Origin of the sequence: Microbacterium sp. HMWF026, from assembly GCF_003061325.1 — a bacterium.
GTDB lineage: Bacteria > Actinomycetota > Actinomycetes > Actinomycetales > Microbacteriaceae > Microbacterium > Microbacterium testaceum_E.
The window spans coordinates 1-24,716 of sequence record NZ_QAJB01000167.1 but is presented as its reverse complement, the minus strand read 5'-3'; the positions used below and the strand labels follow the sequence as shown (position 1 = coordinate 24,716).

Genomic DNA, 24,716 nt, shown 5'->3' with positions numbered 1-24,716 from the left:
GCGGTGCCCAGGACGCAGCCGACGACGACCCAGATGAGGTTCTGCCACGTGAGAGCCCCGGCGAATCCCTCGCCGAGCAGGATCAGTGCGTCCATGTCAGAAGCTCCATCCGAGGATTCCCGAGGGCAGGGACAGCCCGAGGCCCATGTCGAAGGCGATGTAGCTGAGCGAGCTGATCGTCAGCCCGACCAGGAGCGCGAAGAGCATCCGGCGCTGGCCGAATCCGCGCGCGATGCCGGCGAACAGCAGCGCGGCCGCGACGATCCAGCCCAGGATGCCGAGCACGAACGCGAACACGAGGAACGACCCGGCGACCCAGGCGAACGAGCGCCAGTCGACGCTTACCGCGCGATCGCCGGCCTCTTCGTCTTCGGCCGTGGGGGTGACCAGTGCCCCGCGGACGGCGCCCACGGCGAGGATGCCGGCGAACAGGAACAGCCCCGCCGCGATGATCGCCGGGAAGAACTGCGGCCCGGGGAAGGCGGCGTTGGCGGGCACCCTTATGGTGACGATGCCGACGAGCAGGTACACCGCGAAGGCGACGAGCACCCCCGGCATGATGAGCGCCTTGGCGATGCCGCGCAGACCGCTGCCGCGCTGAAAGCGCAGGCGGTCGCCGACCGTCGCCGAGACGGACGTGGGGTTGTTGGACGGCATCACAGGCCCATCTCCTCGTACAGCAGCTCGATGCGCTCGCGCTCGTCGACCAGGAAGGCGTCGAGGTCGGCTCCCGTGATCAGGCGCTCGGTCCAGTGGTAGCGGGCGCGGGCATCGGCCCACTCGGGCGTGGCGACCGAGTCGAGCACCAGCTCGGTGAGCCCGTCGACCTGCTCGTCGCTGAGTCCGCTCGGGGCGGCGAGCATGCGCCAGTTGGTGAGGCCGACCTGGTACCCCTGGTCGACCGCGGTGGGGATGTCGATGCCCTCGATGGGTTCGGCGGCGACCAGCGCGAGGGCGCGCAGACGGCCGGATTCGATCTGGTCGATGTTGTCGGGGTAGCCGCCCGCGGCCGCCTGGGCGGTGCCGTTGAGCAGGGCCTGGATGGCCTCGCCGCCGCCGTCGGACGAGATGTAGGTCATGTCCACCGGGGCGATGCCGGCGGCGAGCGCGAGTTCGGCGACGACCAGCTGGTCGAACGACCCTCCGCCGGTCCAGGGCAGCGCGCGAGGGTCCTGCTTCCAGGCCGCGACGAGGTCGTCGAGGCTCTGGTAGGGCGAATCCGCGGGGACGACGATGACGTCGTACTCCTCGACCATGACGGCCAACGGCGTGACGTCGTCGAGGGTCGCGGCCGAGCCGAACTGCACGGTCGCGGCCAGCAGGCCGGTGCCGCCGACGAGCAGGTTGCCGGGCTGTCCCGAGAGCACCGAGACGTTGCCCAGGGCGATCGTGCCGCCCGCGCCGGGCATGTTGACCACCTGGACGTTGTTGACCAGGCCGTTGGCCTTCTGCGCCTGCTGCAGCTCGCGCGCGACGCCGTCCCACCCGCCGCCCGCCGCCGCGGGGGCGATGATCGTCATCGAGGCGTGGATGTCGTCGCCGGCGGATGCCGAGGTGATCGAGCCGTACGAGGCGACGGCGATGGCCGTGGCGGCGACCGCTCCCCCCGCGATGCGGCCGATCCATCGGCGACGCGGCCGGTCGGCCGGTGGATGGTCAGGGACAGATGAGAGCGTAGGCTCCGTCATCACAGCTCCTCCTTGCGAACGTCGTCGTTGCGCAGAATGCGACGACGCTCTCAGCCGGAGCGGGCGCAGCGCACCCCCCGGTCGCTTTGTGCTCATATTGCGTGCGAAAGAGAGCCCCCATGCGCGAGTCCCCGTCCCCGGCCACCGCCCGGGTCGTACGGCGCGCGCTCGTGGTGCTGCCGAGCCTGATCGTGCTCGCGGCGGTGGGCCTGACCACCGTGATCGCCGCGTCCGTGCAGGAGCGCCGGATCCGCGACGACACGGCCGATCGCGTCTTCGACGTGGCCGCGGGTCTCGCCGAGCTGGACGACGTGCGGGCGGCAGCGGCGAGCGTCTCGGCATCCGGCGCACCCGCTGATCTGGCCGACGCCGTCGACCTCGCCCCGGCGACCACCGTGCTGCAGCCCCTGGCTGACCTGGTCGAGCGCACGACCGGGGTGTTCTACGTGGTCGTGACCGACGACGAGGGGGTGCGCATCACCCACCCCGACACCGCGCAGCGCGGCCGTCAGGTCGAGACGGCCAACGCGAGCGTGCTCGCGGGTACGCCCTTCCTGGGCACCGAGACCGGCCCGTCGGGTAGCTCGCTGCGCGCCAAGGTGCCGATCCGCGACGGTGACGCCGTGGTCGGCATGGTCGCGGTGGGGGTGCTGGAGTCGCGGATCCTGTCCGAGCGCGACGAGGCGCTGGGGGCGCTGCTGCCGTGGAGTCTGGGGGCTCTGGTGGCCGGCACCCTGGCGTCGTCGCTGCTCGCCGCGGCGATCGAGAGGCGCTTTCGCCGCGCCGACGCACTCGCCGCCGAGCAGGAGCAGACCGCGCGCACGGTGACGGCGTTGCGCGAGCAGGCGCACGAGTTCGGCACGCGCCTGCACGTGCTGCACGGCCTGGTGTCGCACGGCGACACGCGTGACGCGCTCGCCTACATCTCGGACGCCGTCCCGACGCTGACCCCGCGCGAGCCCTCGGACACCCGGCTCGGCCCCTCGGTCATGGGGGCGAGTCTCGAGGCCCTGCGCGCCGAGGTGTCGGCCCTGGGCGCCCACCTCGAGGTGCAGGTCGACCGCGATCTGCCGGTCGACGAGACCGTGTTGATGGTGCTGGCGAACCTGTGCCGCAACGCCGCCGAGGCGGGCGCCTCGCGCGTGCGCTGCACGCTGTCGCAGGTGGGCGAGACCCTGCACGGCGCAGTCGACGACGACGGACCGGGGCTCGACGCCCGCGACATCGAGCGGGCGTTCGCAGCGGGGTTCTCGTCGAAGAGGGATGCCAGGGGCACCGGCCGCGGGATCGGTCTGGCGCTCGTGCGCCGTGCGGTCGGCGACCGCGGCGGCGAGATCCTGGTGGGCCGCTCGGCGTTCGGCGGGGCGCGCTTCGCGTTCGAGATGGCGGTGCCGCGGTGACGGCGCCGGCGATCCGGGTACTCGTCGTCGACGACGACGCCGCGGCCCGGGCCCTGCACGGACGCTCGATCGACGAGGTGCCGGGTTTCCGCCTGGTCGGCTCGGCCGCGACCGGTGAGGCGGCGGTCGCGCGCGCCCGTGACGGGGTCGACCTGGTGCTGCTCGACATGCGCCTGCCCGACATCAGCGGGGTCGAGGTGCTGCACCGGCTGCGCACCCTCGGTGCGCAGGGCCTGGACGTGCTCGTGATCAGCTCGTCGCAGGATCAGGTGACGGTGCGTCAGGCCCTCGCGGCGCATGTGGTGGGCTACCTCGTGAAGCCGTTCACGCAGGACGTGCTGCGACGCCGCCTCGACACGTACCGCGAAGAACGCCGCGCCCGCGCCGAGGCCGACCGCGACCGGGCGCTGTCGCAGAGCGACATCGATCGTCTGCTGGGCACCGGCAGCGTACGGGTGCCTGAAAGGACCTCACCCGGTTCGCTGCCGAAAGGGCTCGCCGAGGTCACCCTCGACCGGGTGCGCGAGAGCCTCGATCCGGTCTCGTTCGCGTCGGCCGCCGAGGTCGCCACGGCGTGCGGTCTGTCGCGCGCGACGGCCCAGCGGTACCTGGAGCACCTCGTCGCGACCGGCGTGCTGGATCTCGCGCACCGCTACGGGGCGCGCGGACGCCCGCGGATCCTGTACCGGCTCGCTCCGCCGCCGCCGGGCTGAGGGGTCGCGCGGCGGTCGGTCCGGAAGCGACGGGGCCGAGGCGCGGGCCACCCCGCGTGGTCAGGCGCGCTCGTCGCGGTCGGCGCCCGACCACAGGTCGCCGCACTCGACCAGCTCCGCCTCGCGGGCGATCAGGTACGGACGCGCGCCGACGTCGCCGCGGACGGCGGCCGACAAGGGTGCCCAGTGCTCCCGCCCCAGCAGCACGGGATGCCCCGGCGCACCGTCGTACGTCGCCTGCGCGAGCGCGTCGGGTGCGGCCCGTCGCCGTACCCGGGCCACCGCGGCGGGGACGATGTCGGGGGTGTCGACCGGCAGCACGAGCGCCGCGACCGCGTCCCCCTCGGCGAGCGAGCGCAGCCCCGCTCGCAACGACGCCGCGACCCCCGTGGCCCAGTCCTCGGCCCGCACGACCGACACCCCCGCCGGCACGAGCGCCGTCGCCTCGTCGGCGGCGGCGCCGAGCACGACGGTGACGTCGCGGCATCCGCCCTCGAGCAGGGATCGCACGCCCAGCACCAGCCACGGCGTGCCCGCCGCGGTGCGCGCGAGGGCCTTGGGCCCGCCGAAGCGCCGCCCCGCCCCCGCGGCCAGCACCAGTCCCGAGACGGCGGCAGAGGGCTCGGGCGGCATGGTCACGACAGCGTAGCGTGCACGAAACACGCCCCGACTACGGTCGCGTCCATGCTCGATCTGGCCGCCGACCTGGTGCCGTTGATGGATGCCGGCGTCCCCGTCGCGGCCGTCACGGTCACCGCGGTGGTGCGCAGCGCCCCGCGCGGCGTCGGCGCCACCCTCGCCGTCACCCGCGACGCGCGCGTGATCGGCTCGATCTCGGGCGGATGCGTCGAGAGCGACGCCGTGATGCTGGGCCTCGACGCCCTGCGCACCGGAACGGTCCGGCGCGCGCGCTCCGGTTTCACCGCCGACGGGACCGTCACCCCCATCGCCGCGGGGCTCGCGTGCGGCGGCGCCGTCGACGTCGTCGCCTACCCCCTCGACGCCGACGCGCGACCCGCCCTCGACGCCGCGCGGGCCGGGCGAGCCGCGACCCTTCGTCTCGAGCTCGACGGCGAGCCCCTCGTCCTGCACCGCCCCGCCGCACCGCGCCTGATGATCCTCGGCGCCGGCGAGCACGCGGCGGCCCTGTGTCGCGTCGGCGCCGCCGCCGGATTCGCGGTGACCGTGTGCGATGACTGGGCCCTGCTCGCCACGCGGGAGCGTTTTCCCGAGGCGGCCGAGGTCGTCGTCGCCGCCCCGCACGATTACCTCGCCACCCTCGACGACCCCGACGAGCGCACCGCCGTGTGCGTCCTGACGCACGACGAGCGCCTCGACGTCCCCGCGTTGCGCGCAGCCCTGCGCCTGCCGGTGGGATTCGTCGGCGCGATGGGCGCGCGGGCGACCGTGAACCGCCGCGCCCAGCTGCTGCGCGCGGCCGGGGTGACGGATGCCGAGCTCTCGCGCCTGCACTCCCCCCTCGGCCTGGATCTGGGCGGGTCGTCGCCCGAAGAGACGGCGCTGTCGGTGATCGCCGAGATCGTGGCATCCCGTCACTCCGCCAGCGCGCGGCCGCTGCGCGAGGGCACCGGCGCACGCCTGCACGGCGGGGCGACGTCCCGCGCCGACGAGGGCGCGGTCTTCTGCGGCGTGAGGAGCGCATGAGCGTCCTCGTCGTGCGCGGGGCGGTGGCGGTCCTCGAAGACGCCGGCCGCGTGCGCACCGGCGACGTCATCGTCGTCGACGGCGCCGTGGTCGACGACGCCGATACGACGGATGCCGAGATCCTCGACGCGAGCGGATGCGTGGTCACCGCGGGCCTGGTCAACGCCCACCACCACCTGCTGCAGACGGCGTTCCGGACGCTGCCGGGAACGCGCGGCATCCCGATGCGCGAGTGGCTGCCCGCGATGGCCGCGGCCTACACCGCCGCGGGGATCGACCCCGAGCTGACGGGGCTCGCCGCCCGGGCGGGGCTCGCCGAGGCGCTCCTGAGCGGAGTGACGACCGTCGCCGACCACCATCTCACCTGGCCCTCGGGCGCCGACACGGTGGGCATGGCGCGGGCCACTGCTGCGGCGGCGGCCGATCTCGGCGCGCGCCTCGTCTTCGTCCGCGGAGCCGCCCGCGACGACCCGCAAGAGGCCGCGTCCTCGGCCCAGGCGATCGTCGACGCCCTCGTCCCCGACCGTCCCGGCGGCGTCTCGGCCGACGGCATGCTGCAGGTCGCCGTCGGTCCCGCGGGCGTCCACAGCGACCCCCGCGAGACCTTCGACCTGCTCGGCGAGGTCGCCCATCGCCACGGACTGCGCCGACGCACCCAGGCGAACGAGGTCGTCGACGTCGAGATCGCCCTCGAGCGGTACGGCCGCCGCCCCCTCGACCTGCTCGAGGACTGGGGATGGCTCGCCCCCGACGTCACCCTCGCCCACCTGTGCGACGTCACCCCCGACGAGATCGGACGGGTCGCTGCATCCGGGACCTCCGCCACCCACGCCCCGGGATGCGACGTGCCGATGGGATGGGGGGTGGCTCCGGTCCGCGCGCTGCGCGACGCCGGGATCGCCGTCGGACTCGGAACCAGCGGCGGCGGCAGCAACGACGCGGGACACCTGCTCGCGGACGCCCGCCTGGCGATGCAGGTCTCGGCCCTCGTGGGGCCGCAGCTGCCGGCATCCGAGGTGCTGTCGATGGCGACCTCGGGATCGGCCGACGGACTGGGGCGGACCGAGCTCGGTCGCCTCACGCCGGGATCGACCGCGGACCTCTGCCTGTGGGATGTCTCGGGCGTCGCCGACGCCGGGGTCGCCGATCCCGTCGCGGGGCTGCTGTGGGCCTCGCCGGGGCGACGCCCCCGCACCGTCGTGGTCGGCGGACGCGTCGTCGTCGACGCCGGGCGACTCGTGCGCGCCGACGAGGGCGAGATCGTCGCCCGCCTGTTCGAGAGGGTGACACGATGACCTCCATGGCACCACCGGCACCGCTTCCCCCCGCCGAATCCAGCGACGAACGCCTCGGCGCGCACCTGCGGGGCCTGCGCAAAGCGCGCGGCCTCACCTTGACGCAGCTCGCCGAGGCGGCCGATCTGTCGCACCCGTTCCTCAGCCAGCTCGAACGCGGGCTGGCGCGACCCAGCATGGCCAGCCTCGAGCGACTCGCCCGCGCCCTCGGCACCAGTCGCGTCGAGCTGATCGCCGGCTCCGAGCCCCCGCGTGCGGAGCAGGACTGCCGGCCGTCGTTCGTCGCCGCGGGTGAGGGGGTCATCGGGCCCTATGCCGAGGGCACCGCGCGCCTGCTGGCCGAGGGACCGCGCCGCTTCGAACCGCTCGAATTCACGGGGTCGAACAGCGCGCCCGGCGACCACTACGTGCACGACGAGGACGAGTTCCTCACGGTGCTCGAGGGGACGATCGTCATCTCGTTCGGCCCCTTCGGCGAGCGCACCCTGGCCGTGGGCGATTCGGTCTACTGCCGCTCGGGCACGCCGCACCGGTGGCACTCGCCCGACGGTTCGACGTACCGCCTGCTGATCGTGAAAGAAGTGGTCCACGGCGACGGCGCCGAGGTGTGATCGTGAAAGAGGACGCATGAGCGCAGGAGTGACCTTCGAGGCCGTCGTGACCGGACGCCGCGATGCCGCGGACGGTGTCGTCGTGCTCGACCTCGAGCGGGCGACGGGGACCCTGCCGCACTGGGCGCCCGGGGCGCACATCGACGTCGTGCTGCCCACCGGTATCGAGCGGCAGTACTCGCTCTGCGGCTCGCCGGCCGCGCGCGGCACCTGGCGCATCGGGGTGCTGCGCGAACGCGAGGGGTCGGTGTGGCTCCACGACAACGCCCACGTCGGAGCGACGCTGCGCGTGCGGGGACCGGCGAACCACTTCCTCTTCGCCCCCACCGCCGGGCGGTCGTACGTGTTCGTCGCGGGCGGGATCGGCATCACGCCGATCGTGCCGATGATCGAGGCGGCCGAGGCCGCGGGGGCGACCTGGACGCTGCTGTACGCGGGGCGGTCGCGCCGCACGATGGCCTTCGTCGACGAGCTGGTCGAGCGCTACGGCGAGCGCATCGAGGTCTTCGCCGCCGACGAGGGGCACCGGCTCGACCTGTCCGCGCGCTTCGCCACCCCGACGGCACGGACCGTCGTCTACGCGTGCGGCCCCGCGCGCCTTCTCGAGAGACTCGAGGATGCCATGGCCGGCTGGCCCCGCGGCAGCCTCCACCTCGAGCGGTTCGAGGCGAAGGTGCTCGGCGACCCGGTCTGGACGGAGCCGTTCGAGGTCGACCTCATGATGTCGGGTCTCACCCTGACGGTGCCGCCGGAGCGCTCGATCCTCGACGTCGTCGAGGAGGCGGGCGCGGTCGTGCCCTCGAGTTGCCGGGTCGGCACCTGCGGGACGTGCGAAGTGCCGGTGATCGACGGCGAGGTCGAGCACCGCGACTCGGTGCTGTCGCCGGAGGAACAGGACGCGAACCGCTCGATGATGGTGTGCGTCTCGCGCGCGGCGTGCGGGCGGATCACGCTCGAGCTCTGACGCCCGCGGCATCCCCGCGCCTCGCAGGCGCAGCCCGCCTGAGGTGCGGTCGACGGCGACCGGTATCCCTCTCGAGCGCCGCCGACGCGGTATCCACTTTGCGAAAGACTCCCCCCTGGTCGAGACCCCGACCTATGGTTTTGCTCACATAGCGGTCTCACCCCCGCTTGGCAGCCCGATAATCGGGCCGGTACGCAATGACGCGGACACCTTTTCGCGTCTCGACGAGAGAGACAGGAAGCATGGCAACGATCGGCATCGTCGGCGCCGGAGTCGCAGGTCTTCACCTGGGACTGCACCTGCGGCAGCAGGGACGCGACGTCACCATCTACACCAACCGCACGGCCCAGCAGGTAGCCGACGGCAAGGTGATGAACTCCGTCGCGCACATGAGCGCGACCATCGACATCGAACGCGAGCTCGGGATCGCCGACTGGCCGGAGACGGATGCCGAATACTCGCTCCACCACCACTACAACGGCTGGGGAGAAGAGCGCCGGTTCAGCGGCTCCTTCGAAAAGCCCGCCCGCGTCATCGACTACCGGATCTACCTCCCGCGGCTCATGGACGAGTTCGAATCGCGCGGGGGAACGATCGAATACCGCGACCTCAGCGTCGCCGACATCGAGAACCTGACGGAGGTGCACGATCTCGTCGTCGTTTCGACGGGCAAAGGGGAGATCGGCGCGCTCTTCCCGCGGCGTGAGGATAAGTCCCCGTTCACCGCACCGCAGCGCAAGCTCGCCGTCGGCTTCTGGAAGGGCGTCGCCTCGCGCGAGCCGCGCGGAGTCGAGATCAGCCTCGCCCCGCCGGCCGGCGAGCTCCTCACCATCCCGATGTGGTCGTTCAGCGGCCTCGTCCACGCGCTGCTGTTCGAGAGCGTCCCCGGCGGCGCGCAAGAGGTCCTGACCGACTCGCGCTACGAGGACGACCCCGCCCGGTACCGGGAGGCGACGCTCTCCATCCTCGAGGAGTTCCACCCGTCGGTGTTCGAGCGCGTGGACGCGCGCGCGTTCGAGCTGCAGAACGGGGCGAAGGACATCCTGCAGGGCGCCGTCACCCCCGTCCTGCGCGAGGATTACACGCTCCTGCCCAACGGGCGGTTCCTGCTCGCGCTCGGCGACGTGCACATGACCGTCGATCCGATCCAGGCTCAGGGGGCCAACTCGGCCGCGTACTCGGCGAAGGTCATCGCGGATGCCGTCGCCGAAGACCAGGTGTTCGACGAGCGCTTCATGAAGAAGGTGGCGCGACGCCGTGCGGAGCGCCTCGAGGCATCCAACGACTGGGTCAACACCATCATCCAGACGCCGCCCGCCCCGCACATCCCCGAGCTGTTCTCGGCGATGGTGCACGATCAGGCGCTTGCCGATCGCTTCACCGAGAACTTCAACTACCCCATCCGCCAGGTCGATCTGCTCGGCACGTCCGAGCGCGTCGCCGCATCACGGGCCGCCACCGCGGCCCTGGTCTAGGAGTCCGCATGCACAAGCTCATCGTTCTCTACCCCGAGCCCGTCGACCGGTCCGCCTTCGTGGACTACTACGAGAAGACGCACCTCCCGCTCGCACAACGGCTGCCCGGCCTGCGCAGCTGGCGGTACTCCGTCGAGGTGAGCCCCGACCCCGACGGGAATCCCCCCGCGTACTTCGCGGTCTTCGAAGCCGAGTTCGACGACGCCGAAGCCTTCCGCTCTGCGATGGGGTCGTCCGAGGGCCGGGCCGTCGCGTCCGACGTCCCGAACTACGCGTCAGGCGGGGCCGTCATCCTCGACTACGCGCTCGCGGGAGGAGGTGCAGCATGAACGACGAGCTCAGCCCCGAGCAGGTCGACTTCCGGCACGCGATGGCCAACCTCGCCGCCGCCGTTCACATCGTGACGTCGGACGGGCCGCACGGACGGGTCGGCATCACGGTGAGCGCCGCGTGCTCGGTCACGGATTCGCCCCCCACGATCCTCGTCTGCATCAACCGCCGCAGCGCCACCAGGAACGTCTTCGCCCGCAACGGCAGGCTGGCCCTGAACATCCTCGCTGCCGACCAGGAGGAGCTCGCCCGGCATTTCTCCGGCCAGACGGGCGTCCCCATGCCCGAGCGGTTCGCGTGGGACATCTGGACCGATCTCGCGGGGGTGCCCACGCTCACGCAGGCCCGGGCCGCGCTGTCGGGGCGGGTGGTCAGCCTTCTCGAACAGGGCACGCACACGATCTTCTTCGTCGAGATCGACGCCATCCGCAACCGCGAAGACGTTCAAGCGCTGGTGTACGACAGGCGTGCCTTCCACGCCGTCGGCGCCGTCGCCTGACGCGGACGCGACCGACCGCACCGCCGACCACACGGAGACAAGGATGTCTGTGGGACCGCCCCGCGCGCAGATCGCCCTCTCGGCCCGCGCGCGCTCGCTCGAAGAAGCGCACGCTCTGGGAGCGTCGCTGTTCTACCCGCATGTCCTGACGCCCCTGGGTCCCAAGGACGACGTCGGCCTCGTGGCGTCGGCGGCGCGGTTGGGGCCCGTGACCGCCGGCGTTCTGGAGTACTCCTCGGGCATTCGCATCGACACCGGGGAGTACGGGTCGGCGGTGCAGGTGAACGTTCCCCTGTTCGGTTCGCTGAAGACGACGATCGGCGACGAACACGTGCGCGCGACGAACCGGATCGCCGCCGTGTATCCCCACGACGTCCCCACCATCATCGCCGGCTGGGACAGCCCGTTGGCGATGCTGGCCGTCAAGCTCGACCGTCTCACCGTCGAGCGCCGTCTGCAGCAGTACGAGCAGGCCGTGGACCTGCACGGCGTCCCGACTCTGGACGTGCGTACGGGGCCCTCCGCCGACTGGGTGGCGGCGGTCCGACGCGTCATCGCGACCGCCCAACGCCTGCCCGCGATGGACGAGGGCCTCGTCCGGTTCCTGGCGGACCGTTGCATCGACGGTCTCGTCCTGGCACTGACGGCGGACCCGAGCTCGCCGTCGTCGACGGACGCCGCGACGGATCAGACCATCGTCGACAGGGCCCGTGAGGCGATCACCTACTCCAGCGGGCCACTGCTCTCCCTGCACGACCTCTCGCAGTACGTCGGCGTGAACGCCCGCTCGCTCCAGCTCTCCTTCAAACGCGTCCTCGGTCAGACACCGATGCAGGTACAGCGCCGGGAACGTCTGCATCGCGTGGCGCGCGAGCTCAAGGCATCCGCGCACGGGGTCGACCGCGTCCAGACGATCGCGCTCAAGCACGGGTTCACGCACCTGGGCAGATTCTCGGCCGAGTACGAGCGGACCTTCGGCGAGCTCCCCTCCCGCACGCTCGCCCGCTGACCACCGCCTCCTCGGACGCGACCGAGCGGGGCGTCGACCGACGTCCCCGTCCCCGACCCCCGGGCGACGGGCCACCCCTGACGAAAGGCTCTGATGTTCACCTCTTCCTCTCTCCTGGATCTCGTCGCGGATGAGACCGGTCGCGGGATCGCATCCCTCGACCCCGCGACCGGCGAGACCATCGCATCCTTCCGCCCGGTGACCGTCGCCGAGCTGCACGAAAGCGTGGATCGCGCGGCGCACGCGCAGCCGGCGTGGGCCTCCCTCTCCGACGCCGAACGTCGTCGCTTCCTCCACCGGGCGGCCGACGCCATCGAGGAATCCACCGAAGCGCTCGCGGAGTTGCTCTCACGGGAGCAGGGAAAGCCCCTCAACGGGCCGAACGCCCGATTCGAGGTCGGAGGTTGCGTGGCCTGGCTCCGTGCGACGGCCGAGACCGAGATCCCCGTCGAGGTGCTCGTCGACGACGAGACGGGCAGGGCCGAGATGCACTACCGCCCCCTCGGCGTCGTCGGTGCGATCTCCCCGTGGAACTGGCCCATGATGATCTCGATCTGGCAGATCGCGCCTTCTCTGCGGATGGGCAACACCGTGGTCCTCAAGCCGGCGGAGACCACGACCCTCTCGGTGCTGGCGCTGGTCGCCGTCATGAACACCGTCCTCCCGGCGGACGTGCTCATCGCCGTCCCGGGTGCGGGCGGAACCGTCGGAGATGCGCTCGTGCGCAGTCCGAAGGTGAGCAAAGTGATGTTCACCGGTTCCACGGCCGTCGGCAAGAAGATCATCGAGGCGTCCGCCGCCAACGTCACGCGTCTCACCCTCGAGCTCGGCGGAAACGATGCCGGTATCGTCCTCCCCGACGTCGACCCGGCGGTCATCGCGGAGGACCTCTTCTGGGGCGCCTTCATCAACACCGGTCAGACGTGCGCGGCACTGAAGCGCCTCTACGTCCACGACGACGTCTACGACCGGGTCGTCGACGAGCTGACGAAGGTCGCCGCAGCCGTGCCCATGGGGCGCGGACTGGACGAGGCGAACGTGCTGGGGCCGCTACAGAACCGGGCGCAGTTCACGATCGTCGACGAGTTGGTCGAGGCGGCGAAGGCCTCGGGCGCACGCGTGGTGCTCGGAGGCGATCCGGACCGCGACGCGGTGGGGAACTTCTACCCCACCACGCTCGTCGCCGACATCGACCCCCGGGAGCGCCTCGTCGTGGAGGAGCAGTTCGGCCCGGCGCTGCCGATCATCCGCTACACCGACCTCGACGAGGTCATCGGTCTCGCGAACGCCCTGGAGTACGGCCTCGGCGCCTCCGTCTGGTCCCCGGATCGGAGCAGGGCCCTCGAGGTCGCCGCGCGCCTCACCGCGGGGACGGTCTGGATCAACTCGCACGGCGGGTTGCACCCGCTGGTGCCCTTCGGCGGGGCGAAGCAATCCGGATACGGTCGCGAGTTCGGACTCGAAGGGCTCAAAGCGGTGGCGGAGCCCCAGGTCATCAGCGGGTGACGGTCAGTCCGTCCAGACGTCGAAGGTCCGCCCCAGGCGCTGAACCGCTCTGCGCAGGGCCTCGACGGAGTCGGCCAGCGGCCGGGTGGCGTGGGGAAAGACAATCGCCACGCTCGCGAGCTGCCCGTCGCGGATCCTGACCGGAGCGGCCACCGATTCGAAGCCGGCGAAGGGAGAGCCCTTGGTGTGGACGACACCCCGCGACCGCGCCAGGGTGATCTCGTCGGCCTCGTACGGCTCAGCCGGCCCGAGGGAGAGGATCGCCATCCCCGGCGCGCCGTCGGCCGCGGGCAGACGCGTCCCGCGCCGGATCGCCACCGACGCGGAGTACGCCGCCGGTCGCACCGAGGACAGGACCACTACGTCGTCGCGCTGCGGGATGCAGAGGATCGCCGTCGAACTCGTCTCGTTCGCCAGTTCGGTCAGCACCTCTTCGATGCGCACCTCGCCCTCGCGCAGTCCCGCGTCCGCGAACGCCGCCAGTCCCAGACCGATCGTGTAGCGACCGTCCGTCGTGCGGGTGACGAACGCGTAGTCCTCGAACGTGCGCAGGATGCGGTAGGCGTTCGATCGCGGGATGCTGAGGGCCTCCGCGAGTTCGTGACTCGAGCGGGGCCGGCCGTCCGCGAGCACCTGCAGCGCGTCGAGCGCACGCCCGAGGGTCTGCGAACGCATCGTCGGACTGCCGGAGGAAGACACCGCCTCAGGCTATCGGGGACGCCGACGCCCCCGGCGAGGCGACGTGCGCGAAGGGGACGGACGTCGCGGCATCGCGTGGATAGACAAGCCCGGGAAAGGTTTGTCACGAGGGTCACGCCGAGGAAATACAGCGGAAACGCGTGATTCCTAGCATCGGAGCATCGCCGGATGTTGGTCACACCAACACTGGTCGGCCGCCTCAGGCGACCCGCCCCGATGCCGTGGCTCCCGTCTCGCCACTCGCCCGAACGTTTCCCGGAGGCCCCCGTGTCCGCCGTTCCACCCGTCTCGATCGCCGCCCTGCGCGGCGTGCGCCTGACCTCGGGCGCCGTCGTCGACGTCGCGCTCGACGGCGACGAGGTGCTCGCGGTGGTACCGGCCGGCAGCCCCCTGCCCGATACCGACGGCGAGACCCTCGACCTCACCGGTTACTTGCTCACCGCGGCCGGAGCCGAGCCGCACGCGCACCTTGACAAGTCGCAGTCGTGGGATGCCATCCGGCCTCCCTTCGGAGACCTCGAGCGCGCGATCGAGAGCTGGCACGCCTTCGCCCTGACCCTCGACGAGGACGACACGCTGCGCCGGGCCCGCTCCACGGCGTTGCGGATGCTGGCATCCGGGATCACCGCCGTCCGCACGCACGTCGACCTGCTGCGCGGCGACGACGCGCTGACCGGCGTGCGCGCCCTCGTGCGCCTGCGTGACGAGCTCGCCGGCCTCATGGACATCGAACTCGTCGCCCTCGGCGGCCCCACGATCGCCGACGAGGTGTTCGAGGCCGCGCTCGACGCCGGGGTCGACCTCGTCGGCGGCGCGCCGCACCTCGCCGACGACCCGATCGCCGACCTCGAGCGCCTCATCGCCCTCGCGCGGCGTCGTGATGTGGGCCTCGACCTGCACACCGACGAGAGCCTCGCCGGCGCCGACACCCTGGCCGCCTACGCGCGGGCCGTCACCGGGTGGCATCGTCCGCGCTCCGCCGGGCACTGCGTGCGCCTCAGCATGATGCCCGCCACCGCCCTCGCCGACCTCGCCGCCGACGTGCGCGCGGCCGACATCGGCGTCATCGCCCTGCCGATCACCAACCTGTACCTGCAGGGATGGGATGCCGACCACGCCGTGCCCCGCGGGATCGCACCGATCGGCCGGCTCAAGGCCGCCGGCGTGCGCGTCGCCGCCGGCGCCGACAACGTCCGCGACCCGTTCAACCCCGTCGGTCGCTGCGACCACCTCGAGATCGCGTCGCTGCTCGTCAGCGCCGGACACCTCGCCCCCGAGGAGGCCCTCGCGGCCGTCACGACCGGGGCACGCGATGTGATGGGGCTTCCGTTCGCCGGACCCGTGCCGGGCGCGCGCGCCGACCTCGTCGCCATCCGGGCCGAATCGCTGGGCGACGCCGTCGCCTTCGCCAGCGCCGACCGCGTCGTGCTCCACCGCGGCCGGCTCGTCAGCCGCACCACCGTCTCGACCGAGACCGCGGCATCCGTCGCGGATCCCACCGCGCCCCTGCTGGACTTCCGCAACGTCGCCATGACGTTCCCCAACGGCACCACCGCGCTCTCGGGTGTCGACCTCACCGTCGGCCGCGGCGAATTCGTCAGCGTCGTCGGGCCCTCGGGCTGCGGCAAGTCGACGCTGCTGCGCATCGCCTCGGGCCTCGAGTCGGCGAGCGAAGGCACCGCGACCGTCAACACCGACCGCATCGGCTACGTCTTCCAGGACGCCACGCTGCTGCCCTGGCGCGACGTGCGCTCCAACGTCGAACTGCTCGCCGAGCTCAACTGGCAGCCCAAGCGCGTGCGCGCACCCAAGGCGCAGTGGGCGATCGACCTGGTCGGCCTGAACGGCTTCGAGAAGCACCTGCCCAAGCAGATGTCCGGCGGCATGAAGATGCGCACCTCGCTGGCCCGCTCGCTCACCCTCGACCCCGAGCTGTTCCTGTTCGACGAGCCGTTCGGCGCTCTCGACGAGATCACCCGCGAGCGCCTCAACGACGAACTCATCAAGATCTTCGTCGCCCAGCGCTTCGGGGGCCTGTTCATCACCCACTCGGTCTCCGAGGCCGTCTACCTCTCCACCAAGGTCGTCGTGATGTCGGGTCGCCCCGGCCACCTCGTCGACACCTTCGAGGTCCCCTTCGACCTGCCCCGCGACCCCGAGATCCGCTACACGGGCGAATTCGCGAAGCTCGTCGGCGAGGTCTCCCACGCCCTCCGGGAAGGACACTCATGAGCACCACCTCCGCAGAGCCGGTCGTCGCCGCGTCGGACGCGTCCACGGCATCCCCTCCTCCGCCCGTCGAGCCGCCCCGCCCGCGCGCGGGCGCCCGCCGCCGTGGCTTCGGCGCCAACGCGGCCCTCGTGGGCCCGCCGCTCGGGGTCCTCGTCGTGCTCATCGGCGCCTGGTACGGCGTCTCGATCGCGCTGAGCGCCTCGGGCAAGGGCTTCCTGCTGCCGATGCCGCACGAGATGTTCACCCTCGGCTTCTTCGACCCGCAGGTCGGCGCCGACATCTGGGTCGCCCTGTTCCGCACGACGGGCGTCGCCCTCACGGGACTCGCGATCGCGATGGTCATCGGCATCGGGTGGGCGATCGCGATGTCGATGGCCCGCTGGATCGAGCGCTCCACCTACGCCTACGCCGTGGTGCTGCAGTGCATCCCGATCCTCGCCCTCGTGCCGCTCGTCGGCTTCTGGTTCGGCTACGAGTTCCTCGCCCGCGTGATCGTGTGCGTACTGATCGCCCTGTTCCCGATGGTGTCGAACACCCTGTTCGGCCTGCAGTCGGTCGACAAGTCGCAGCGCGAGCTCTTCCGCCTGCAGAAGGCCGACCGGTGGACGGTGCTCACCAAGCTCACCCTCCCGGCGGCCCTGCCCTCGATCTTCGTCGGCATGCGCACCTCGGCCGGTCTGTCGGTCATCGGCGCGATCGTCGGCGACTACTTCTTCCGCCGCGGCGAGCCGGGCATCGGTTCGTTGATCGCCAACTACCAGTCGCGCCTGCAGAGCGCCGAACTGTTCGCCGCGATCCTCGCCGCCTGCCTGCTCGGCGTCGCGATCTTCGCCCTCTTCGGCTGGCTGTCGAAGGTGGCCGTCGGCCGCTGGTACGACAGCACGCTCTGACCCGACCCCGGATGCCACGCCTCCCCCGCACAGGATGTGCGGGGGGCGGTGTCCGGCGTTCCCGAAAACACCGTTTCCGTCCTACGCACCGCCCTGTACCCGACAGTCACACCGTCACAGAAAGCGAACCAGCATGCAGCGCTCCACCCTTCTCCGCGGCACCGCCGTCACCGGCGCCGTCGCGATCGCCCTCACCCTGACCTCGTGCGCCGGTAGCGCCGCCGAGAGCGCCCCCGCCGCCGACATGGAGATCGGCTCGGTCGACCTCTCGACGGACTGCCCCTCGACCGTCGTCATCCAGACGGACTGGAACCCCGAGGCCGAGCACGGTCACCTCTACGAGATGATCAAGGACGACTACACGATCGACGCCAACACGAAGGCGGTCACCGGTCCCCTCATGTCGGACGGCGAATACACCGGCGTCAACCTCGAGATCCGCGCCGGCGGTCCCGCGATCGGCTTCCAGACGGTGTCGGCCCAGATGTATCAGGACGACGCGATCACCCTCGGCTACGTCAGCACCGACGAGGCGATCCAGCTCTCGGGCACGACGCCCACCAAGGCCGTGTTCGCCCCCCTCGACATCAGCCCGACCATGGTGATGTGGGACCCGGCGACCTACCCGAACGTCAAGACGGTGGATGACGTCAAGGGCGCTCTCTCGGCGAACGGCGGCGTGTGGCGCTACTTCGACGGCTCGGCCTACATCGAGTACCTCAAGAGCGCGGGCCTGGCCGACTCGGCCATCCTCGACGGCTCGTACGACGGCACGCCGTCGAACTTCGTCGCCGCCGGTGGCAAGGACATGCAGCAGGGCTTCGCCTCGGCCGAGCCGTACGTCTACCAGAACGAGGTCTCGGCGTGGGGCAAGCCCGTCGACTTCGCGCTCATCCACGACGCCGGATGGCAGACGTACCAGTCGTCGGTGTCGGTCAAGGCCGGCGACTTCGACAAGCTCAGCCCCTGCCTCGAGAAGCTCGTCCCCGTGCTGCAGAAGGCGGGCGTCGCGTATTACAAGGACCCGTCCGCCGCGAACGACCTGATCCTCAAGCTCGTCGACGAGTACGCCACGGGCTGGACGTACACGCAGGGCGTCGCCGACTACTCGGTCAAGACGCAGGTCGACCTGGGCCTGGTCGGCAACGGCCCCGACGCGACCTACGGCAACTTCGACGAGGGTCGCTTCGACGACTTCTTCACCAAGGCGAGCAAGGTCTACACCGACCTCGGCACCCCGCCGGCGTCGGGCTACACCCCGGCCGACCTGTACACGAACCAGTTCATCGACACGTCGATCTCGTTCTGACCCGACGGCCCGGTCCGCCTCGCGCGGGCCGGGCCGTCCGGTTTCTCCGCGAGACAGCATCCTGCTGACGACTCGGCGTCATTCTGCGTCCGAGTCGTCAGCCAGATGCAGTCTCGCGGCCCCGACGCCCCCACTCCCCACCGTTCCACCCGGAGACACCCCATGAGCGACACCGCCACCCGCGTCCTCTCCCTCGAGGACGAACTGCTCGACCTGCTCGGCCCCGCCGCGGTCAGCACCGAACCGCGCGTCCGCGAACGCGCCAGCGTCGACGGCTCCCCCATGTCGCCGATCATCGCGGCCAAACTCCCCCTGGGTCTGGCCGACCTCGTCGTCTTCGCCGCCGACGCCGAGCAGATCGCCACGGCCGTGGCCGCGGCATCCCGTCACGGGGTCCCGGTCACCGTCCGCGGCAAGGGCACCGGCAACTACGGTCAGGCCATTCCGATGCAGGGGGGCCTGGTGATCGACACCACCCGCGCGAAGGCCATCGTCGAGGTCGGCGACGGGTACATCACCGCCGAGGCCGGCACCCCGATGGTGCTGCTCGAGCAGGCCGCGTGGGCGGCCGGGCAGGCGCTGTGGATGTACCCCTCGACCGCGCAGTCCACGATCGGCGGCTTCCTCTCGGGCGGCTCGGGCGGCACCGGGTCGATCGAGCACGGCTCCAACGACCGCGGCTTCGTCGCCGCCCTCGACGTCGTGCACGCCGACGGCAGCCCCGAGATCATCCACGTCGAGGGCGACGAGGCCCAGAAGTACGTGCACAACTACGGCACAGCCGGCGTCATCGTCCGCGCGACCGTGCGCCTCGAGCCGCTCCGCGAGTGGCGGGGCCTGTGGGCGAGCTTCCCGGACTTCGCGGGAACGCTCTCGGTGGTGCAGACCATCGGCAACCTCGACCCCTCGCCGCGGTTGGTGTCGGGCGACGGACCCGAGATCTCGGCATCCCTCCCCGCCGACGAAGCCATCCCCGCGGGGCGCTCCAGCCTGCGGGTGATCCTGGATGCCGCGCAGATCGACGCCGTGACCGCGATCATCGAGGGCGCCGGCGGCCGCGTCGAGGCGGTGCGCGAGGGCCCGCAGGCCAGCATCCGCCTGTCGATGCTCAGCTACAACCACCCGATCGAGTGGTTCCAGAAGAGCCAGCCGCACGAGGTCTTCCACCTCGAGGTCGCGGGCGCGCCGCTCGCCGACGACGTCGCCGCCGTCGAGGCCGTCTTCCCGGGGGCGCACCTGCACATCGAGTCGACGAAGGCCTTCCCGATCGGCATGCTCGCCGCGCCGTACGTCAGCGAAGAGGACGTCTACCGCGGAATCGCCGCCCTCAACGCGATCGGCGTGGGCGTGCACAACCCCCACCAGTGGAACGTCGACTTCAACGTCGAGCAGACCGCCGAGACCGCGCGCGTCACCGACCCGAACGGGCTGCTGAACCCCGGCAAGCTCGACCCCGACTACGCCGGTGCGCGCAAGGGAGCGATCATCTCATGACCCGCCTGCTGGCCGAGCTGAGCGGCCCCGCCGCCGCCGAAGCCCTGACCGAGCGCTCGATCGTCGTGCTGCCCACCGGCGCGATCGAGCACCACGGTCCGCACCTGCCTCTGGCGACGGATGCCATCGTCGCCGAGGCGTCGGCGACGGCCGCCGTCGCGCGGGCCGCGGCCCAGGGGCTCGACGTCTGGCAGCTGCCGACGCTGTCGATCACGAAGTCCGACGAGCACTCGTGGGCGCCGGGGACCCTGTGGCTGACTCCCGAGACCATGATGCAGACGATCGTCGACATCGGCCGTTCGCTGCTGACGACCCGCGCCCGCACGCTCGTCTTCCTCAACGGGCACGGCGGCAACGTCGCGCTGCTGAACGTGGCGAACCGGGAGCTGCGCCGCCGCTTCGGCCTGCGGACGTTCTTCATGCCCGCCGCACGCGTGCCCTCGTTCGACGGCACCGACGGGGGTCCGGACGAGCACGGCACCGGCATCCACGCCGGACACGGCGAGACGAGCATGATCATGCACCTGCGTCCCGAGCTCGTGGATGCCACGACGTTCGAGGCGACGGTGCCGGCGCACATCGGCGACTTCCGGCACATCGGCTTCAACGGCAAGCCCGTGACCTTCGGGTGGCTGTCGAACGACTTCGGGCCCACCGGGGTGCTCGGCGACCCGACCGGCGCCAACGCCGCCCACGGGGCTCGGCTGTTCGAGGACAGCGTGTCGTTCGTCGTCGAGGCGCTCGAAGAGATCAGCCGATTCGACTACACCGCGTGAGGGGCGCGCGGCGGGCACGACTCCTGCAGATCCGGCGTTTCGGCGACGAGAGCGCCCCGTCCTGCGGGAGTTGCGCGGCGGACGGGGCGGTGCGCACGTGAGCGCGGCCGCAGAGACCGGCCCCGGCATCCGCGCCTACGGCCAGGTGCTGCGCCTGCCCGGGGCGCGCAGCTTCGTCGCCGCGGGCATCCTCGCGCGCTTCCCCCGGGCGACCCTGTCGCTCGGCATCATCCTGCTCGTCTCGGCGGCGACCGGCAGCTTCGCCTCGGCGGGACTGGTGGTCGCTCCCCTCGTCGGCGGGATGGCGGTCGCCGCGCCCCTGTGGTCGTCGCGCATGGACCGGCACGGGCAGGCGCGCGTGATCCTGGTCTCGCTCGGATGCCTCGTGCTCGCGGCATCCGTCCTGCTCCTGCTCGTGCGGACGGGGGCGCCGTTCTGGACGTGGCTCCTCGCCGCCTTCGCGACGGGCGCGGCGACGCCGGATCTCACCTCGGCCGTGCGCGCGCGGTGGACGGTGCTCGCGCCGCCGTCGCAGCGCACCGCCGCCCTGGCTCTCGAGACCATCGCCGATCAAATGGTCTTCATCGCCGGTCCTCCCGCGATCACCGCGGTCGCCGCGGCCCTGGACCCGGGCGTGGCGATGCTCGGCTCGCTGGCGCTCGGCGTGGCCGGCGGCGTGTGGCTCGCCGCACAGCGCCGCACGCAACCGACACCCGTCCCGCGGGTGCGCCGGAGCGGTCCGGTGCTGCCCCCGGCGGGCGTCATCCCGATCGCCCTGGCGTGCATCGCGCTGGGCGGCGTGTTCGGCGCGTTCGACGTGAGCCTGGTCGGCTGGGCCGAGCTGAACGACCGGCCGTGGCTCGCCGGCCCCGCGTTCAGCGCCCTGGCGGTCGCGATCGCCATCGGCTCGGTCGTGACGGGGGCGCGGGCGTGGACGCTCTCGCCCGCCGCGCGCTACATCGGATTCGCGGCATTGGCGGCGACGGTCGCGATCGCTCTTCCGTTCGCGCAGGGATCGGTTCCGGTGCTTTTCGGGACGATCCTGCTGCTCGGGCTGGCGGTGTCGCCGGTGATGGTGTCGGGGATCCTCGTGGCATCCGCCCGTGCTCCCGAGGGACGCGTGACCGAGACTCTCGCGTATCCCACCGCCGCGATGTCGCTCGGTGTTCCGATCGGCGGCGTGATCGCCGGAGCGGCCCTGGATGCCACCGGCCCCGCGACCGCACTCGTCACCATCGCGGTGGCCCTGGCTATCGCCGCCGTCGTCGCCGCGGTCGGCGAGGCGCTGCTGCGCGCTGCGGGCGCGCGGGGCGCGCGGGCGTGAGGTCCGTGCGGGCGCGGCGGCCGGGCGCCGCGCCGGGCGGCCGCCGCGGTGACCGCGAGACTGCATCGTGCTGACGAGACGGTGTCAGAATGTCGCCGGGTCGTCAGCGGAGTGCAGTCTCGCGAGGCCGATGACCCGCGCGAGGGCGGCGCCCAGGTGGCGCAGCACCGACACGTGCCCGTCGTCGGGGTGCAGCTCGAGCGTCCCGCGCGGCAGGACGGCGGCGAGAGCCCGAGCGTGTGCGGGCGGGATCACCCGGTCGCGCTCCCCCTGGACGAGCAGAACGGATGCCGCCACCTCCGCTGCCGCGAACCCCCACGGCCGGGTGAAGGCGAGGTCGTCGTCGATGAGCCCGTCCGGTCCGTCGGCGTCGGCCGCTCCGGCGTCGGCTCCGAGCGACGCCCACTCCCCCTGCAGCGCGGCGTAGTCGGCATCCACGAATTGCGCCGGATCGAACTCGTCGGTCGCGGCGAAGCGTCGCCTCTCGTCCTCGCCGACCGCGGCGGCGCGGAGTCCGCCGGGCGCCTGCATCCCGGCGAACCACCACGGTTCGTCGACGAACGGTGCGGGCGACGCGAGAGTGACCACCGCGCGGACGAGCTGCGGCATGACCGCGGCGCACGCGAGCGCGTGCGGGCCGCCGCCCGAGGCTCCCACCGAGATGACGGATGCCACCCCCAGCCCCTCGAGCACCGGGCGGAGCCCCCGCGCGACATCGACGACACGGCGCCCGGGCACCCGCGGCGACCCGGCGTAGGCCGGACGCGCCACCGAGACGACCGCGAGCCCGTGCGCCTCGGCCGCCGCGCGGACGGGCTCGAGGATGGCTCCGGTCTGCGGCGATCCGTGGTGCCACAGCACGACCTCCCTCCCGGCGATGTCGTCGTGCGAGGTGTGGACGTCGAGCCCGGCGATGGTCGTACGCATGCGGCCAGGCTGGCACAGCGTGCGGGGCGGCGCGAGGGTGTGCGCGTGTGCCGGGCATCGAGTGTCCAGAACACCCGGAGGCCGCGGCCACCTCGCCCGGGTGTCGTGGACACTCGATCGGGCGCGCCCACCGAACGCGGGTTCGGGGCGCGGGACGCGAGCGCGAACGGCTACAGGATGACGCCGAACTCCTCGGCCAGCGCGGGGAGCTGGGAGTGCAGCACCGCCGACGCCTCGACGGCGAGCGGGTTGGTCGAAACGCCGTTCTCGTTGACGAGCTTCCCGCCGACGTAGACCTGCGTCAGGTTGCGCAGGCCGCACGCGAGCACGTAGCTGCGCACCGGGTTCCACAGCGGGCCGACATCGGGCTTGCGCGGGTCGACGACGACGAAGTCGGCGAACTTGCCCACCTCGAGGCTGCCGACGCGATCGTCGACGCCCATGATCTCGGCACTCCCGAGAGTGTGCAGGCGCAGCACGCGCTCGGGCATCATCGACAGCGGGTCGTGGGTGCGGGCGCGCTGCATGAACATGCCCATGCGCATGTTCTGCCACGGGTCGGCGACGTCCGTGCAGGCCTGGTCGTCGAGTCCCATGCCGACCTTCATGCCCTGCTCGAGCATCTCGGGCACGTGAGCGATGCCCGACGCGAGTCGCCCGTTCGACGCGGGCTGCCACGACATGCTCGCGCCGCCGGCAGCGGCATCCCGGATGATCTCGGGCGTGGTCTGGATGAAGTGGCCGAACATCATGCCCGGCCGCAGCGCACCGGCGTTCTTGTACAGCTGGAACTTGGTCTGCTGGTGCTCGATCGCCTCGTACGTCTCGAGGAAGTGCGCCTGATTGGTGACACCGAATCGGTCCATGACCGCCACCTCGATCTCGGCGGCGTCGGGGCGGGTCGACCACTGCACCTGGCCCATGATCGACGCACCGAGCGCGATGTCGGGGTCCATCGCGAGGACGTGATCGAGCGAGGCCTCGAACCGGGCGAAGATCTCGTCGTCGGTGCCGACGGTGGCGTCCAGCGCGATGGAGTCGACGAAGCGCAGGCCCGCGTCGTGGCATCCGTCGGCCTGCCGGGTGTGCCAGGCGTGATCGCGCAGCTGCCCCCCGCCGTCGGCGCGTTTGCCGTCGACCATCGGCTCCCACGGCAGCAGCGGGTCGGTGAAGTTGTAGGCCGTGGTGACACCGTTGGCGAGGAAGTCGAGCGAGCCGTGCAGCGTCGCCCAGTAGATCTGGTCGGGCGAGGCGTTGTTGAGCACGCTGAACATCGAGGTGCACCAGCCGTAGAGCGTCTGGTCGACGCCGAGTCCGCGCGAGCCACTGGTGAAGAGATGGCTGTGCGACGACACGAACCCGGGGGCGACGAACTTGCCGTCGACGTCGAGGGTCTCATCGGCGGTCAGGCCCGGATCGGGGTCGCCCGCGCCGATCGCGGCGATGCGTCCGCCCTGCACGAGCATGTATCCGCGTTCGATGTATCCGGGGTCGTCGGTGCCCGCGGGGACCGTGATGAGACGTGCGTTGATGACCAGGAGCGACATGTTGATGACGGTAACAATCGCGTGTTTCCGCGGTGTTCCGGCTGCTTTGCGGGTCGGTGGCGGGGGCTCGTCCCACTTTTCGCGGGGCATGTCCCACTTATGGCCGCCCCGACGGGGCGCAAGTGACCAAAAGTGGGACAAGGTCCGCGGGACGACCGCCTCAGGCGAACGCCGCGCGCACGGCCGGCGCGACCTGCGCCAGCACCTCGTCGCGCGCGGGCGTCGACGGGAACACCAGGAACAGGTGCGGCACCCCCGCGCGACGCACGAACGTGACGGGGACCCCGGATGCCGTGAGCCGGCCGGCGTAGTCCCCCGCCTCGTCGACGAGCGGGTCGACGGCGGCCGCGACGATCACGGCGG

24 protein-coding genes are annotated in these 24,716 nt (G+C 71.9%); 17 read left to right on the top strand and 7 right to left on the bottom strand.

The genetic code is table 11. From position 1 onward, the window contains the following. Positions 1-96: 96 nt before the first annotated feature. Positions 97-657, bottom strand: coding sequence for a tripartite tricarboxylate transporter TctB family protein (locus DBR36_RS07160; protein WP_108318213.1), 561 nt, complete (start codon positions 655-657; stop codon positions 97-99). Next, positions 657-1,688 carry a tripartite tricarboxylate transporter substrate binding protein gene (locus DBR36_RS07155; protein ID WP_108318212.1) on the bottom strand — a complete coding sequence of 344 codons (1,032 nt, stop codon included), beginning with the start codon at positions 1,686-1,688 and terminating at the stop codon, positions 657-659. Before DBR36_RS07155 ends, DBR36_RS07160 begins: the two co-directional genes overlap by 1 nt. A 119-nt stretch (positions 1,689-1,807) precedes the next feature. On the opposite strand from DBR36_RS07155, the gene DBR36_RS07150 reads away from it, so the two are divergent. After that, entirely contained in the window at positions 1,808-3,088 is a 1,281-nt protein-coding gene (locus DBR36_RS07150; RefSeq protein WP_108318211.1) for an ATP-binding protein, read from the top strand. Next, positions 3,085-3,801, top strand: a complete 717-nt coding sequence (locus tag DBR36_RS07145; protein WP_108318210.1) for a response regulator — start codon at positions 3,085-3,087, stop codon at positions 3,799-3,801. The genes DBR36_RS07150 and DBR36_RS07145 overlap by 4 nt, the downstream gene beginning before the upstream one ends. 60 nt (positions 3,802-3,861) lie before the next feature. On the opposite strand, the gene DBR36_RS07140 is transcribed toward DBR36_RS07145, so the two are convergent. Next, positions 3,862-4,434: an NTP transferase domain-containing protein gene (locus DBR36_RS07140; protein ID WP_108318209.1), complete on the bottom strand. Its 573-nt coding sequence runs from the start codon at positions 4,432-4,434 to the stop codon at positions 3,862-3,864. 51 nt (positions 4,435-4,485) lie between these two features. Between DBR36_RS07140 and DBR36_RS07135 the strand changes: the two genes are divergently transcribed. The 9 genes from DBR36_RS07135 (at position 4,486) to DBR36_RS07095 (ending at position 13,155) form a co-directional block, all read left to right on the top strand. Then, positions 4,486-5,466, top strand: a complete 981-nt coding sequence (locus DBR36_RS07135) for an XdhC family protein (RefSeq protein WP_108318208.1) — start codon at positions 4,486-4,488, stop codon at positions 5,464-5,466. After that, entirely contained in the window at positions 5,463-6,761 is a 1,299-nt protein-coding gene (locus tag DBR36_RS07130; protein WP_108318207.1) for an amidohydrolase family protein, read from the top strand. Before DBR36_RS07135 ends, DBR36_RS07130 begins: the two co-directional genes overlap by 4 nt. Continuing rightward, positions 6,758-7,372, top strand: coding sequence for a helix-turn-helix domain-containing protein (locus tag DBR36_RS07125; protein ID WP_108318206.1), 615 nt, complete (start codon positions 6,758-6,760; stop codon positions 7,370-7,372). The genes DBR36_RS07130 and DBR36_RS07125 overlap by 4 nt, the downstream gene beginning before the upstream one ends. A 16-nt stretch (positions 7,373-7,388) precedes the next feature. Beyond that, positions 7,389-8,336 (top strand): PDR/VanB family oxidoreductase, encoded by a 948-nt coding sequence (locus DBR36_RS07120; RefSeq protein ID WP_108318205.1) that lies wholly within the window; start codon positions 7,389-7,391, stop codon positions 8,334-8,336. A 242-nt stretch (positions 8,337-8,578) separates the two neighbouring features. Next, a complete protein-coding gene (locus tag DBR36_RS07115) occupies positions 8,579-9,811 on the top strand; it encodes a styrene monooxygenase/indole monooxygenase family protein (protein WP_108318204.1) in 1,233 nt (410 codons plus the stop codon). 8 nt (positions 9,812-9,819) lie between these two features. Next, entirely contained in the window at positions 9,820-10,140 is a 321-nt protein-coding gene (locus DBR36_RS07110; protein WP_108318203.1) for an EthD family reductase, read from the top strand. Continuing rightward, the gene (locus tag DBR36_RS07105) at positions 10,137-10,640 is read left to right on the top strand and encodes a flavin reductase (RefSeq protein WP_108318202.1); all 504 of its coding nucleotides are present in this window, start codon (positions 10,137-10,139) and stop codon (positions 10,638-10,640) included. The genes DBR36_RS07110 and DBR36_RS07105 overlap by 4 nt, the downstream gene beginning before the upstream one ends. Before the next feature lie 49 nt (positions 10,641-10,689). After that, positions 10,690-11,649 carry an AraC family transcriptional regulator gene (locus DBR36_RS07100; protein WP_181373516.1) on the top strand — a complete coding sequence of 320 codons (960 nt, stop codon included), beginning with the start codon at positions 10,690-10,692 and terminating at the stop codon, positions 11,647-11,649. A gap of 93 nt (positions 11,650-11,742) precedes the next feature. Continuing rightward, entirely contained in the window at positions 11,743-13,155 is a 1,413-nt protein-coding gene (locus DBR36_RS07095; protein WP_108318200.1) for an aldehyde dehydrogenase family protein, read from the top strand. Positions 13,156-13,158: 3 nt separating this feature from the next. Here the strand turns inward: DBR36_RS07095 and DBR36_RS07090 are convergent, their stop codons facing one another. Then, positions 13,159-13,854 (bottom strand): IclR family transcriptional regulator, encoded by a 696-nt coding sequence (locus DBR36_RS07090; protein WP_146185268.1) that lies wholly within the window; start codon positions 13,852-13,854, stop codon positions 13,159-13,161. A gap of 267 nt (positions 13,855-14,121) precedes the next feature. Between DBR36_RS07090 and DBR36_RS18260 the strand changes: the two genes are divergently transcribed. The 6 genes from DBR36_RS18260 (at position 14,122) to DBR36_RS07060 (ending at position 21,879) form a co-directional block, all read left to right on the top strand. Next, positions 14,122-16,086 carry an ATP-binding cassette domain-containing protein gene (locus DBR36_RS18260; RefSeq protein ID WP_108318198.1) on the top strand — a complete coding sequence of 655 codons (1,965 nt, stop codon included), beginning with the start codon at positions 14,122-14,124 and terminating at the stop codon, positions 16,084-16,086. Beyond that, the gene (locus DBR36_RS07080; protein ID WP_108318197.1) at positions 16,083-16,976 is read left to right on the top strand and encodes an ABC transporter permease; all 894 of its coding nucleotides are present in this window, start codon (positions 16,083-16,085) and stop codon (positions 16,974-16,976) included. Before DBR36_RS18260 ends, DBR36_RS07080 begins: the two co-directional genes overlap by 4 nt. A gap of 133 nt (positions 16,977-17,109) precedes the next feature. Then, entirely contained in the window at positions 17,110-18,285 is a 1,176-nt protein-coding gene (locus tag DBR36_RS07075; protein ID WP_108318196.1) for a nitrate ABC transporter substrate-binding protein, read from the top strand. Positions 18,286-18,447: 162 nt separating this feature from the next. After that, positions 18,448-19,779, top strand: coding sequence for an FAD-binding oxidoreductase (locus tag DBR36_RS07070; protein ID WP_108318195.1), 1,332 nt, complete (start codon positions 18,448-18,450; stop codon positions 19,777-19,779). Then, positions 19,776-20,555: a creatininase family protein gene (locus DBR36_RS07065; protein ID WP_108318194.1), complete on the top strand. Its 780-nt coding sequence runs from the start codon at positions 19,776-19,778 to the stop codon at positions 20,553-20,555. The genes DBR36_RS07070 and DBR36_RS07065 overlap by 4 nt, the downstream gene beginning before the upstream one ends. 97 nt (positions 20,556-20,652) lie before the next feature. Next, entirely contained in the window at positions 20,653-21,879 is a 1,227-nt protein-coding gene (locus DBR36_RS07060) for an MFS transporter (RefSeq protein ID WP_146185267.1), read from the top strand. An 84-nt stretch (positions 21,880-21,963) separates the two neighbouring features. Here the strand turns inward: DBR36_RS07060 and DBR36_RS07055 are convergent, their stop codons facing one another. From DBR36_RS07055 to DBR36_RS07045, 3 genes are all read right to left on the bottom strand, one after another. Then, entirely contained in the window at positions 21,964-22,806 is an 843-nt protein-coding gene (locus tag DBR36_RS07055; RefSeq protein WP_108318192.1) for an alpha/beta fold hydrolase, read from the bottom strand. Positions 22,807-22,976: 170 nt separating this feature from the next. After that, positions 22,977-24,353 carry an amidohydrolase family protein gene (locus DBR36_RS07050; protein ID WP_108318191.1) on the bottom strand — a complete coding sequence of 459 codons (1,377 nt, stop codon included), beginning with the start codon at positions 24,351-24,353 and terminating at the stop codon, positions 22,977-22,979. Between the two features lie 160 nt (positions 24,354-24,513). After that, on the bottom strand, positions 24,514-24,716 hold a 203-nt coding region (locus DBR36_RS07045; protein ID WP_146185266.1), incomplete at its 5' end, for an alpha/beta hydrolase.